Here is a 12,831-nt window from a genome sequence, read left to right as displayed (position 1 = left end):
TCTTACAGCGAGTCAGGACTGACCCATGGAATACCTTGTAGAACTAGCCGCCAGCCCCACCGCCTGGATTGCCCTGGCCACGTTGATCGTCATGGAAATCGTGCTCGGCATCGATAACCTGATCTTCATCTCGATCCTGACCAATAAACTGCCGGAACAGCATCGGCAGAAGGCACGCCGCATCGGTATCGGCATGGCGCTGATCCTGCGCCTGGCGCTGTTGAGCACCATCGCGTTCATTGTTCAGTTGACCGAGCCGGTGATCGATATCCTCGGCCAGACGTTCTCCTGGAAGGACATGATCCTGATCGCCGGTGGCCTGTTCCTGTTGTGGAAGGCGACCACCGAAATCCATCACAGCATGGACCCGGCTCCGGACGATCCGAAGTCGGCCACCTCCGGCGTGAGCCTGGGCTTCGCCGCGGCAATTGGGCAGATCCTGATGCTCGACATGGTGTTCTCCATCGACAGCATCATCACCGCTGTCGGCATGACCGAGCATTTGCCGATCATGATCATCGCGGTAGTAGTGTCGGTGCTGGTGATGTTGCTGGCGGCTGACCCGCTGGCCAAGTTCATCAACGACAACCCGACCGTGGTGATGCTGGCCCTGGGCTTCCTGATCATGATCGGCATGACGCTGATCGCCGAAGGCTTCGGCGCCCACGTACCGAAAGGCTACGTCTACGCCGCCATGGCGTTCTCGGCGACGATCGAGGGGTTGAACATGATGTCGCGGCGGGCCAAGCAGAAGCGCGTCGCTGCTGAAGCTTAAACGGCGCTGAAACAAGCGGCCGCCTGCACTCGAAAGAGTCCAGGCGGCCGTTTTTGTTTGGCTGGCCGAAAAATGTCGGTCAGTGGGCGGTGGCGGGGCGGGGCGCTGGCTGATCGGGTTTAGTCTCGGGCAGCGATTGCACGGGGTGATGATGGTGCCGGCGAGTGATGCGCAGGACCCCCCATAACATGGCGGCGGCCACGGCCAGCCAGCCGGAAATCAGCATTACGATTGTCATTGTCAGGCTCATCGGCGCCTCCTCTTTGCCCTGCATCGGGCACACGCTCTCTGCAAATGACAGTCTAGTCGCTGCTGTGTTTCAGGCTATTGACCAAAGGTCGCCTGTCACCAACCCGTTCGCTCTATCGAATGCAGACAACTGCCGGTTTAGGCTATACCGCTGCGGCGCGGCATCCTATGATCAGTGGCCAAGCCGGGGGCACGATTGCCTGGCGTCTGAACAAGAGAGTGATGATGGTGCGGGTATTTTCTCGAATTCGAACGGCTGCGTTGGTGGCTGGCTGTGTTGCTGTGTTGGCCGGTTGCGCCGGCAGTGTGGCGCCGGAGGTCCAGCGCCTGCCGGAGCGCGTTGAGCTCAGCGGTACGTTCTACCGTGGCCAGGCCAATCAAAGTGGACCGCAGGTGTTGGCCAGCATGCTGTCCCAGCAAGGCGTGGTGATTACGCCGGGGTTGCTGGAAAAACCCCTGCATTTGCCGGGCGCCGAGGCACAGTTGCAACAAAACATGCAGAACCTCGCCCGCGAGTACGGCATGGTGGTGTATCCCCTTGACAGCAATCTGCCGGCGTTGTTGACCCAGGTCGCGGCCGGTTATCCGGTGATGCTGCGCTTCACCGAAGGTTCGGCGTTCTGGGCCGAGCCGCGCTACGCCATTCTCGCCGGGTACAACCGGCAGAAGCAGACGGTGCTGTTGCGTTCCGGGATGAACCGCCGGTTGTTGATGAGCTTCAGTTCGTTTGAGTCGTCGTTCAAGGATGCGGGCGGCTGGGCCGTGCTGATCCAGAAGCCGAACCAGATCCCGGCCAAGGTCGATGAGCAGCGCTGGCTCAAGGCCGCGAATGATCTGGGGCAGGCCGGTCAGGAACAGGCAGCAGCGCGGGCGACCAAGGCGTTGAAGGCTCAGTAACGGTTTCCCTTGTAGACGCTCCGTTCGTCATCTCCCGGGCACCGTCGCGTGCCCCAGGCCTCTTATGAGTAGGGCCCGGATTTCTCCGGGCCAGACCCAAGGAGGCGTCCATGGCACATTCCAAGACTTCAGACGGCCCGCATTCGTCCGAGCATTCGTCCGGCGATGAGTTGGGCTTCGATCCCGATTCGCCCGACCTTGCCGACCCACAGGTCGATCCTGTCGGGCCCGCCAAGGCGCCCCTGGATATAAAGCCGGGTGAGGATGACAAGAAACCCGCAAAGCCCTACGACCCGCTGGGCGATCTCAAACCCTGACGTGCAATGAGGTGGCTTATGTCTACCGATTCGAGTTTTGACGACAAACGTCCGGACAGCGTGCCGACCACACCCGAGGACGACATCGATCCAGTGCTGGACCCGGACAGCCCGCTGCGCGATCCACTTGCGCGACCAATGGTAGCGCCCGAGGAACATCCGCACGGCTGGAAAGATCCGAGTGCCGGCGACGGTATTCCAGATGACGACCAGATGCCGCTGCCCAACGATTAATCCATTCTCCCTGAATGAAAAAAGCCCCGACTGATCGGGGCTTTGCTTTTGCTGTCGCTGGACTATTTCGAAGCTTCAACCACACCGCTCTGGCGCTGTTTCAGGTTCTTCGCGGCTTTGTACTGCAGGGCCACCGACGGCGCGTTAGTGCTCTTGCCAGTTTCGACCCAACTGCGGATTCGCGTGGCGTCGGCAAAGTGCGTGTACTTGCCGAAGGCATCGAGAATTACCAAAGCCACCGGACGATTGCCCATGCTGGTCACCAGCACCAGGCAATGGCCGGCTTCGTTGGTGAAACCAGTCTTGGTGATTTTGATATCCCAATTGGGTTTGTTCACCAAATGATCGGTGTTGTGAAAACCCAGGGTGTAGTTGGGTTTACGGAACGCGACGGTGGTTTCCTTGGTGGTGGTCAATTCGGTCAACAGTGGATATTTGTGCGCGGCGATCAGCAGTTTGCTCAGGTCTCGTGCGGTGGAGACGTTACGCGGGGAAAGCCCGGTCGGTTCGACGAAGTGGGTGTTGCTCATGCCCAGCGCCTTGGCCTTGGCGTTCATCGCCGCGATAAACGCGACGTAACCGCCCGGGTAGTGATGGGCGAGGGTGGCGGCGGCACGGTTTTCCGAGGACATCAGTGCGATCAGCAGCATTTTCTTGCGCGGCAGTTCGCTGTTGAGCTTGACCCGGGAGAACACACCTTTCATTTCCGGCGTGTGGCTGATGTCGACGTTGATGTATTCATCCATGTTCTGGTGCGCTTCAACCACCACCAGGCCGGTCATCAATTTGCTGACCGACGCGATGGGCACGACCACGTCCGGGTTGTTGGCATAAATCACTTTGTTGGTCTGCAAATCCATCAACAAAGCGCTGCCGGAAGCGATCTTCAGTTGTGACGCGTCTCGCGGTGCCGCGGTGGTTTCCGCGGCATGGGTCATTGGCGTGATAACAGTCCCTGTAAATGCAAAAAATAGACTCAGGATGGAAAGACGGATTTTCACGCGGGCGAACTCATAAGGGTGGATATGCCGTTTTGTTACGGGCTGTTTCTTAAAAACGACGCATTCTAGGAGTATGAGCCACGAAAGCGCTAGGCGCCCGTATGACGAGCGCTTTATATGAAGAAAATTTAATGTTTTTAGTGCTGGATCGGCTCGCCTTTATTCGTCTTGCTTACGGTCGGGTTTGCGCTTGATCAAGGGCACCAGCATGGCGACGTTCTGTTGATAGCGTCGGTAGCGCTCGCCGAACATCTCTGCCAGGTCTTTCTCTTCAAGATGAGCGCCGATCAGGACGTAGATCGTGTTAAGCAGCGCAAACAAAAGATGCCCGACCGTCATGTCGGGTGTCGCCCAGAACACGATCAGAAATCCCAGGTACAAGGGGTGGCGGACCAGCTTATAGAGTAAAGGGGTTTTGAACGTGGGGTTGTCGGGCCTGGCCGAGTGCCAGGCGCTGAGTGCCTGGGTAATGCCAAGCAATTCGAAATGACTGATCAGGAAAGTGGAAAGCACCACCACCCCGCAGCCCAGCCAGAACAGCGCCATGAGCAATCCGTGGCCCCATGTGGAGGTCACGCTCCAGATGGGCGTTGCCATGGGTTGCCACAGCCAGAACAGCAATATGAGCACCAGGCATGTCGACAAGACATAGGTCGCGCGCTCGATGGGGGCGGGGATGTGTGCGGTCCACCAGCGCTTGAAACGCTGGCGCGCCATGCCGCTGTGCTGCAGGGCAAACAGCGTAATCAGCAAGGTGTCGACGATGACGGCCAACGGCCAACTAAGGCCGGGACCGGAATTAATATCCTTGGGTACGCCAAGGCCGGAGAGAAAACCGATCAGGTACAGCGCGGTGAGCAGGAACAGCAGATAACTGCAGAGGCTATACAGCAGGCCCGCCAGTTTTCCCGTGAAGGTGCTCAAGCGATGTTCGGGTGTGGTGTCTGGCTTCATGGACGACTCCTGGCGAGCATGCCATTGGTATCCGGTTGCCCTGTTGGCGTCTGTAGGACGTTTATTCTTCTGCCTGTCTTTTATTCTGATAGTTCGCGGGCTGTTTGTCCGGTATTCAGAAACAAAAAAGCCCCGCAAAGGCGGGGCTCTGTTTGTGCAGCAAGCGAACTCAGCTGTGCAGGGTTTCCGCTGCGTACAGGGTGTTCTCCAGCAGGCACGCGCGGGTCATCGGGCCGACGCCGCCCGGAACCGGAGTGATCCAGCCGGCGCGGGGCAGGGCGGTTTCGTAAATCACGTCACCCACCAGCTTGCCGTCTTCCTGGCGGTTGATGCCGACGTCGATCACGATCGCGCCTTCCTTGATCCACTCGCCCTTGACCAGGCCCGGCTTGCCGGCGGCCACGACCACCAGATCGGCACGGCCGACGTGGCCGGCCAGGTCCTTGGTGAAGCGGTGGGTGACGGTGACGGTGCAGCCGGCCAGCAACAGTTCCATCGCCATCGGGCGGCCGACAATGTTGGAGGCGCCGACAATCACCGCGTCCATCCCGTAGAGATCAGCCCCGGTGCTTTCCAGCAGGGTCATGATGCCTTTGGGTGTGCAAGGGCGCAGCAGTGGAATGCGTTGCGCCAGGCGACCGACGTTATAAGGGTGGAAACCGTCGACGTCTTTATCCGGACGAATGCGCTCCAGCAATTTGGAGGCGTCCAGGTGGGCTGGCAAAGGCAACTGAAGCAGAACGCCGTCAATGGACGGGTCGTCATTCAGGCGATCGATCAGATCGGTCAGCGCTTCTTGAGTGGTTTCAGAAGGCAGGTCGTAGGCTTGCGACAGGAAGCCGACCTCTTCACAGTCTTTACGCTTGTGCGAGACATAAACCTGAGAGGCAGGATCGCTGCCGACCAGGATCACCGCGAGGCCGGGCGTGCGCAGACCTTGCTGGCGACGTTCGGCAACTCGTTTGGCGATCTGCTGGCGCAGGCTGGCGGCGATTGACTTGCCGTCGATTAGTTGTGCAGTCATTGCGCGTGATTAACCATCGAGAGGGGAAAAAAAGAGGGCGCATTCTCGCATGTCAGGCGGCAAGGGCAAAGGCGCTTGGTCTGCAAATTCCTCTAAGCCCTTTAATTAAATGAATTTTTTTTAAAAAGGATTTGACGGCCTCTGGGGCGCTCTATACTATTCGTCGCACTTGTCGGGCACAGCCTAGCACTGGATGAGAAGGTCAAGCGGGATTACGGTTCTGCAAGACTGGAAAGCTCTTAGTTTGTAGTCCTCCAAGAGTACAGCTAATAAGGCGCCCGTAGCTCAGCTGGATAGAGCATCCGCCTTCTAAGCGGATGGTCGCAGGTTCGAGTCCTGCCGGGTGCGCCATTAGGCAGCTTTGGCACAAGTAGCGCAATATGGTGGGCGTAGCTCAGTTGGTAGAGCACGGGATTGTGACTCCCGTTGTCGAGGGTTCGATCCCCTTCGTCCACCCCATATTTCGAAAGGCGCCAGATTAACAGTCTGGCGCCTTTGCTTTAACAGCTTCAAGCGCGGATGTGGTGGAATTGGTAGACACACTGGATTTAGGTTCCAGCGCCGCAAGGTGTAAGAGTTCGAGTCTCTTCATCCGCACCAAATAAAGCTTCACCCAGGCCAATTGGCCTGGCTGGGGTAAAGCAAGGAAGTAGTTTGGTTTCTTTGCAATGCAATATGGTGGGCGTAGCTCAGTTGGTAGAGCACGGGATTGTGACTCCCGTTGTCGAGGGTTCGATCCCCTTCGTCCACCCCATATTTCGAGAGGCGCCAGATTTTACAGTCTGGCGCCTTTTTTGTTTTAGCGGTTCGAGTGTTCAGCGACTGCATGTCCTGGGTCGCAGCGGTGGGGTGTTTCGTCGTATTTTTGTTTCTCGATGATGCCGCGCCGTCCGCCGGCCTTGCTCGCAAGATCGGCTGTCAGGGAGGTGATTGGCAACTTCTTCTATATATAGAAGGGGTGGTGCAGGGCCCTGGCTTGATTGGCTGTATTTGCTAACAGGGCGAGGCACAACCGTTTGTCCCTCGCCTATAAATTGCCTGCTGCTTTTTTACCCGTTTTCAGTAGGGTGACTTCTTGAGTTTGACCCACTAGAATGCATGCCCTTGATTCTGGGGTCGGAAACGGCCGGCTAACGTCTGTGCAACGAGGAATATCCATGCAAGTTTCTGTTGAAAATACTTCTGCTCTTGAGCGCCGCATGAGCATCACCGTGCCGGCTGAGCGCATCGAGACTCAGGTCAACAAGCGTCTGCAGCAGACCGCCCAAAAGGCCAAGATTGCTGGCTTCCGTCCAGGCAAAGTGCCAATGAGTGAAATCAAGCGCCGTTTCGGTGCTGATGCACGTCAGGAAGCTGTAGGCGACGTGATCCAGTCCTCCTTCTACGAAGCTGTCGTTGAGCAGAAGCTGAACCCGGCTGGCGCGCCTTCGATCGAGCCTAAGTCGATCGAAGCTGGCAAGGATCTGGAATACGTCGCTATTTTCGAAGTGTTCCCGGAGTTCACTGTCGCCGGTTTCGACGGCATCACTGTTGAGCGCCTGAGCGCTGACGTGGCTGACGCTGACCTGGACAAGATGCTGGACGTGCTGCGCAAGCAGAACACCCGTTTTGAAGAAGCCGATCGCGCTGCCCAGAACGAAGACCAACTGAACATCGATTTCGTTGGCAAGGTTGACGGTGAAGTGTTCGCTGGCGGTTCCGCCAAAGGCACCCAGCTGGTTCTGGGTTCCGGCCGCATGATCCCTGGTTTCGAAGACGGTCTGGTTGGCGCTAAAGCCGGCGAAGAGCGCGTTCTGAACCTGACCTTCCCAGAGGACTACCAGAACCTCGACCTGGCGGGCAAAACCGCTGAGTTCACCGTGACTGTGAACACTGTTTCCGAGCCAAAACTGCCAGAGCTGAACGAAGAGTTCTTCGCTCAATTCGGCATCAAGGAAACCGGTCTGGAAGGCTTCCGCACCGAAGTTCGCAAGAACATGGAGCGCGAGCTGCGTCAGGCGATCAAATCCAAGGTCAAGAATCAGGTAATGGACGGTCTGCTGGCCACCAACCCGATCGAAGTGCCTAAGGCCCTGCTGTCCAACGAAGTTGACCGTCTGCGCGTGCCGGCTGTTCAGCAGTTCGGCGGCAACATCAAGCCTGATCAACTGCCGGCCGAGCTGTTCGAAGAACAAGCCAAGCGCCGCGTTGTACTGGGTCTGATCGTGGCTGAAGTGGTCAAGCAATTCGACCTCAAGCCAGACGAAGCCCGCGTTCGCGAAATGATTCAGGAAATGGCTTCGGCCTACCAAGAGCCTGAGGCTGTTGTGTCCTGGTACTACAAGAACGACCAGCAACTGAACGAAGTCCGTTCGGTTGTGCTGGAAGAACAAGTTGTGGATACTGTTCTGCAGAAAGCTAGCGTGACCGACAAGTCGGTCTCTTACGAAGAAGCAGTCAAGCCGGTAGAAGCTCCACAAGCCGACTGATCGTTTCTGTAGTAAGAAGTAATCACCATAAGCCAGCCTTCGTGCTGGCTTATGCGTATTCAAGACATAACTATTTGGGAGTGACTGCAGAGCATGTTCCGTAATTCGTATATTCAGCAGAACTCTGATATCCAGGCCGCAGGCGGCCTGGTCCCGATGGTTGTCGAGCAGTCCGCTCGTGGCGAGCGCGCCTACGACATCTATTCGCGCCTTCTCAAGGAGCGAGTGATCTTTCTGGTTGGCCCGGTAGAGGACTACATGGCTAACCTGATTTGTGCGCAACTGCTGTTCCTTGAAGCGGAAAACCCGGACAAGGACATCCATCTCTATATCAACTCCCCGGGCGGTTCGGTGACAGCAGGCATGTCGATCTACGACACCATGCAGTTCATCAAACCCAACGTATCGACCACCTGTATCGGCCAGGCGTGCAGCATGGGCGCTTTCCTGCTGACGGCCGGTGCCGCCGGCAAGCGTTTCTGCCTGCCGAACTCGCGTGTGATGATTCACCAGCCATTGGGCGGTTTCCAGGGCCAGGCGTCGGATATCGAAATCCATGCCAAGGAAATCCTCTTCATTCGTGAGCGTCTCAACACGCTGATGGCCAAGCATAGCGGGCACACCCTTGAAGAAATCGAGCGCGACACCAACCGCGATAACTTCATGAGTGCAGAAGCCGCGCGTGAATACGGCTTGATCGATGAAGTGATCAGCCAGCGCCCCGCTTAAAATAAGCAGCTCAAAATAGGCGTGGTCGGCTGCTCCGATCACCAGCGGGCTTGAAAAAGCCCGCAATAGCCTTCATCTTGTGTTGCAAGCCTATCGGATTTGGATCGAACGAATGACTGACACCCGCAACGGCGAGGACAACGGCAAGCTGCTCTATTGCTCCTTCTGTGGCAATAGCCAGCATGAAGTGCGCAAATTGATTGCCGGCCCCTCGGTCTTTATTTGCGACGAGTGCGTTGACCTGTGCAATGACATCATCCGTGAGGAGGTGCAGGAAGCCCAGGCCGAGAGCAGCGCGCATAAATTGCCATCGCCGAAAGAAATCAGCGGCATCCTTGATCAGTATGTGATTGGTCAGGAGCGTGCGAAAAAGGTTCTGGCCGTAGCGGTGTACAACCACTACAAGCGCCTGAATCAGCGTGACAAAAAGAATGACGACGTCGAACTCGGCAAAAGTAACATTTTGCTGATCGGCCCGACAGGCTCGGGTAAAACCCTGCTTGCCGAAACACTGGCCCGCTTGCTGAACGTTCCGTTCACCATCGCCGACGCAACCACCCTCACCGAGGCGGGTTACGTAGGTGAAGATGTCGAGAACATCATTCAGAAGCTGCTGCAGAAGTGCGATTACGACGTAGAGAAAGCCCAGATGGGCATTGTCTACATCGATGAGATCGACAAGATCTCGCGCAAGTCTGACAACCCGTCGATCACCCGGGACGTTTCCGGTGAAGGCGTGCAGCAGGCCCTGCTCAAGTTGATCGAAGGCACGGTCGCTTCCGTTCCGCCGCAAGGTGGGCGCAAGCATCCGCAGCAGGAATTCCTTCAGGTCGACACCCGTAACATCCTGTTCATCTGCGGTGGTGCTTTCTCCGGTCTGGAAAAAGTTATTCAAAACCGTTCCACCAAAGGTGGTATCGGTTTCAACGCAGAAGTGCGCAGCAAGGAAGAAGGCAAGAAAGTTGGTGAGTCCCTGCGTGAAGTCGAGCCTGACGATCTGGTCAAGTTCGGTCTGATCCCGGAATTCGTCGGTCGTCTGCCGGTCCTCGCGACGCTGGACGAGCTTGATGAAGCTGCTTTGATGCAGATCCTCACCGAGCCGAAAAATGCTCTGACCAAGCAGTACGCCAAGTTGTTCGAGATGGAAGGCGTGGACCTGGAATTCCGGGCCGACGCACTGAAATCGGTCGCCAAACGTGCCCTGGAACGCAAGACCGGTGCCCGTGGACTGCGTTCGATTCTCGAAGGTGTATTGCTCGACACTATGTATGAAATCCCCTCGCAGTCCGAGGTGAGCAAAGTAGTGATCGATGAAAGTGTTATCGAAGGCAAGTCCAAGCCACTGTATATCTACGAAAACAGTGAGCCGACAGCCAAGGCCGCGCCAGACGCTTAAGCGTCACGCTGCTGGAACAAAGAAGGGGCCTTCGGGCCCCTTTTCTTTTAAAGCGTTTTTAACACCCTCTTTGCGCTTGTTTTTTTTGAAAGCAGCCCCCATCTTGGTTTCAAGCTTACTTCCATCTGTTTACGGCCTTATGGCCGCCGTAGAGGCAAAATCATGAAGACAACCATCGAATTGCCTCTCCTGCCATTGCGTGATGTCGTGGTTTATCCGCACATGGTTATCCCGCTGTTCGTGGGGCGCGAGAAATCCATCGAAGCCCTCGAGGCTGCGATGACGGGCGACAAGCAGATCCTTCTGCTGGCTCAGAGAAACCCTGCTGACGACGATCCCGGTGAAGAAGCACTTTATCGCGTAGGTACCATTGCAACTGTCCTGCAACTGCTCAAGCTGCCCGACGGCACCGTCAAGGTTCTGGTCGAGGGCGAGCAGCGGGGCGCCGTGGAGCGCTTCAGCGAAGTGGACGGCCACCTTCGTGCCGAAGTCTCGCTGATCGACGAAGTTGACGCGCCTGAGCGCGAGTCGGAAGTCTTCGTGCGCAGCCTGCTGGCTCAGTTCGAACAATATGTGCAGCTGGGCAAGAAAGTCCCGGCTGAAGTCCTGTCGTCGCTCAACAGCATCGACGAGCCAGGCCGCCTGGTCGACACCATGGCCGCGCACATGGCCCTGAAGATCGAGCAGAAGCAGGAAATCCTCGAAATTATCGATTTGTCGGCCCGGGTCGAGCACGTCCTGGCGTTGCTGGATGCCGAGATCGATCTGCTGCAAGTCGAAAAACGCATTCGCGGTCGCGTCAAGAAACAAATGGAGCGCAGTCAGCGCGAGTACTACCTGAATGAGCAGATGAAGGCCATTCAGAAAGAACTCGGCGACAGCGAGGAAGGCCACAACGAAATCGAAGAGCTGAAAAAGCGCATCGATGCTGCCGGCCTGCCGAAAGATGCCTTGGCCAAGGCCCAGGGCGAACTGAACAAGCTGAAACAAATGTCGCCAATGTCCGCGGAAGCGACGGTGGTGCGTTCGTACATCGACTGGCTGGTTCAGGTGCCGTGGAAGGCTCAAAGCAAAGTGCGTCTGGACCTGGCTCGTGCCGAAGACATCCTCGACGCCGACCACTACGGTCTGGACGAAGTCAAAGAACGCATCCTCGAATACCTCGCCGTGCAAAAGCGCGTGAAGAAGATTCGTGGTCCGGTGTTGTGCCTGGTCGGTCCTCCAGGGGTGGGTAAAACCTCTCTGGCGGAGTCGATTGCTCACGCCACCAACCGCAAATTCGTGCGCATGGCCCTCGGTGGCGTGCGTGATGAAGCGGAAATCCGTGGTCATCGCCGTACTTACATCGGTTCGATGCCAGGAAGATTGATTCAAAAGATGACAAAGGTGGGCGTCCGTAACCCGCTGTTCCTGCTCGATGAAATCGACAAGATGGGCAGCGACATGCGTGGTGATCCGGCGTCGGCGTTGCTGGAAGTGCTCGATCCGGAGCAGAACCACAACTTCAACGATCACTATCTGGAAGTCGACTACGACCTGTCCGATGTGATGTTCCTTTGCACCTCCAACTCCATGAACATCCCACCGGCGCTGCTGGACCGGATGGAAGTGATTCGTCTGCCGGGCTACACCGAAGACGAGAAGATCAACATTGCTGTCAAATACCTCTCGCCGAAGCAGATTGCTGCCAACGGCTTGAAGAAAGGCGAGCTGGAATTCGACGCCGAAGCGATCCGCGACATCATCCGCTACTACACCCGCGAAGCCGGTGTACGGGGGCTTGAGCGCCAGATTGCCAAGGTTTGCCGCAAGACGGTCAAAGAGCACGCACTGGAAAAACGCTTCTCGGTGAAGGTCACCGCAGACATGCTGGAACACTTCCTCGGTGTGCGTAAATTCCGTTACGGCCTGGCGGAATCCCAGGATCAGATCGGTCAGGTGACCGGCCTGGCGTGGACTCAAGTGGGCGGCGAACTGCTGACCATCGAAGCCGCCGTCGTACCGGGCAAAGGCCAGTTGATCAAGACCGGTTCTCTGGGGGATGTGATGGTCGAATCGATCACCGCCGCCCTGACCGTGGTCCGCAGCCGTGCCAAGAGCCTGGGGATCCCCCTGGACTTCCACGAGAAGCGCGACACGCACATCCATATGCCGGAAGGGGCGACCCCGAAGGACGGCCCTAGCGCCGGTGTAGGCATGTGCACGGCCTTGGTGTCAGCATTGACCGGAATTCCTGTACGCGCAGACGTCGCCATGACCGGCGAAATTACCCTGCGTGGCCAAGTGCTGGCGATCGGTGGTTTGAAGGAAAAACTGCTGGCTGCTCACCGTGGCGGGATCAAGACTGTGATCATTCCTGAAGAGAACGTACGCGATCTGAAGGAAATTCCTGACAATATTAAGCAAGATCTGCAGATTAAACCGGTTAAATGGATTGACGAGGTCCTGCAAATTGCGCTGCAATACGCGCCGGAGCCCTTGCCGGATGTGGCTCCGGAGATAGTTGCAAAGGATGAAAAACGCGAGTCTGACTCTAAGGAAAGAATTAGCACGCATTAGTACGCATTTGCCTGGGGGGCTTCCTTGACAGTTTTTTAGAGCCCTTGTTATAAAGCGGCTCTTAAGTGTCTGTAGGCCATTCAGCACTCGTTTTTGCTTTCACCAAAAAACTTAGAATCATACTCAAATAGAAATAAGGGGACTTAGAGAGAACAACACCAAACAGAAACAAAAAAACACAACAAACACAAATAAACACAAAACAAAAAAATACAAAACAAAAGACAC

12 protein-coding genes and 4 tRNA genes are annotated in these 12,831 nt (G+C 56.7%); 12 read left to right on the top strand and 4 right to left on the bottom strand.

What is annotated here, in order from left to right:
• Window positions 1–25 precede the first annotated feature (25 nt).
• A complete protein-coding gene (locus ACIQY3_RS14020; RefSeq protein WP_403020245.1) occupies window positions 26–775 on the top strand; it encodes a TerC family protein in 750 nt (249 codons plus the stop codon).
• Between the two features lie 79 nt (window positions 776–854).
• Here the strand turns inward: ACIQY3_RS14020 and ACIQY3_RS14015 are convergent, their stop codons facing one another.
• On the bottom strand, window positions 855–1,025 hold the full coding sequence (locus ACIQY3_RS14015) for a hypothetical protein (RefSeq protein ID WP_403020243.1): 171 nt from the start codon (window positions 1,023–1,025) through the stop codon (window positions 855–857).
• A gap of 167 nt (window positions 1,026–1,192) precedes the next feature.
• On the opposite strand from ACIQY3_RS14015, the gene ACIQY3_RS14010 reads away from it, so the two are divergent.
• The 3 genes from ACIQY3_RS14010 (at window position 1,193) to ACIQY3_RS14000 (ending at window position 2,472) form a co-directional block, all read left to right on the top strand.
• Window positions 1,193–1,921, top strand: coding sequence for a peptidase C39 family protein (locus ACIQY3_RS14010; RefSeq protein ID WP_403020241.1), 729 nt, complete (start codon window positions 1,193–1,195; stop codon window positions 1,919–1,921).
• A gap of 110 nt (window positions 1,922–2,031) precedes the next feature.
• A complete protein-coding gene (locus tag ACIQY3_RS14005; RefSeq protein ID WP_403020239.1) occupies window positions 2,032–2,238 on the top strand; it encodes a DUF6021 family protein in 207 nt (68 codons plus the stop codon).
• Window positions 2,239–2,256: 18 nt separating this feature from the next.
• On the top strand, window positions 2,257–2,472 hold the full coding sequence (locus tag ACIQY3_RS14000) for a hypothetical protein (RefSeq protein WP_403020237.1): 216 nt from the start codon (window positions 2,257–2,259) through the stop codon (window positions 2,470–2,472).
• 62 nt (window positions 2,473–2,534) lie between these two features.
• Here ACIQY3_RS14000 and pbpG read toward each other — a convergent pair whose 3' ends face one another.
• The 3 genes from pbpG to folD all read right to left on the bottom strand — a co-directional run bounded on the left by pbpG (window position 2,535) and on the right by folD (window position 5,451).
• Complete coding sequence (gene pbpG / locus ACIQY3_RS13995; RefSeq protein ID WP_403020235.1) at window positions 2,535–3,473, bottom strand: D-alanyl-D-alanine endopeptidase; 939 nt, start codon at window positions 3,471–3,473, stop codon at window positions 2,535–2,537.
• Window positions 3,474–3,632: 159 nt separating this feature from the next.
• Window positions 3,633–4,427, bottom strand: coding sequence for a methanethiol S-methyltransferase (mddA, locus tag ACIQY3_RS13990; protein WP_403020232.1), 795 nt, complete (start codon window positions 4,425–4,427; stop codon window positions 3,633–3,635).
• Window positions 4,428–4,596: 169 nt separating this feature from the next.
• Window positions 4,597–5,451: a bifunctional methylenetetrahydrofolate dehydrogenase/methenyltetrahydrofolate cyclohydrolase FolD gene (folD, locus tag ACIQY3_RS13985; protein ID WP_403020229.1), complete on the bottom strand. Its 855-nt coding sequence runs from the start codon at window positions 5,449–5,451 to the stop codon at window positions 4,597–4,599.
• Window positions 5,452–5,725: 274 nt separating this feature from the next.
• Here folD and ACIQY3_RS13980 point away from each other — a divergent pair.
• From ACIQY3_RS13980 to lon, 8 genes are all read left to right on the top strand, one after another.
• Window positions 5,726–5,802 (top strand) — tRNA-Arg (locus ACIQY3_RS13980).
• 32 nt (window positions 5,803–5,834) lie between these two features.
• Window positions 5,835–5,910 (top strand) — tRNA-His (locus ACIQY3_RS13975).
• A 56-nt stretch (window positions 5,911–5,966) separates the two neighbouring features.
• Window positions 5,967–6,051, top strand: a tRNA-Leu gene (locus ACIQY3_RS13970).
• A gap of 78 nt (window positions 6,052–6,129) precedes the next feature.
• Window positions 6,130–6,205: transfer RNA gene (locus ACIQY3_RS13965), tRNA-His, on the top strand.
• A gap of 403 nt (window positions 6,206–6,608) precedes the next feature.
• A complete protein-coding gene (gene tig / locus ACIQY3_RS13960; protein ID WP_403020226.1) occupies window positions 6,609–7,919 on the top strand; it encodes a trigger factor in 1,311 nt (436 codons plus the stop codon).
• A 93-nt stretch (window positions 7,920–8,012) separates the two neighbouring features.
• Window positions 8,013–8,648: an ATP-dependent Clp endopeptidase proteolytic subunit ClpP gene (clpP, locus tag ACIQY3_RS13955; RefSeq protein ID WP_008148423.1), complete on the top strand. Its 636-nt coding sequence runs from the start codon at window positions 8,013–8,015 to the stop codon at window positions 8,646–8,648.
• A 112-nt stretch (window positions 8,649–8,760) separates the two neighbouring features.
• On the top strand, window positions 8,761–10,044 hold the full coding sequence (gene clpX, locus ACIQY3_RS13950; protein ID WP_403020223.1) for an ATP-dependent Clp protease ATP-binding subunit ClpX: 1,284 nt from the start codon (window positions 8,761–8,763) through the stop codon (window positions 10,042–10,044).
• A 162-nt stretch (window positions 10,045–10,206) separates the two neighbouring features.
• Complete coding sequence (lon, locus tag ACIQY3_RS13945) at window positions 10,207–12,603, top strand: endopeptidase La (RefSeq protein ID WP_054053842.1); 2,397 nt, start codon at window positions 10,207–10,209, stop codon at window positions 12,601–12,603.
• Window positions 12,604–12,831: the final 228 nt, after the last annotated feature.

It is taken from the genome of Pseudomonas sp. NPDC096950 (genome assembly GCF_044762525.1).
In the GTDB taxonomy this organism is placed as follows: Bacteria; Pseudomonadota; Gammaproteobacteria; order Pseudomonadales; family Pseudomonadaceae; genus Aquipseudomonas.
The sequence above is the reverse complement of the archived record's forward strand: the minus strand, read 5'-3'. Positions and strand labels throughout refer to the sequence as shown.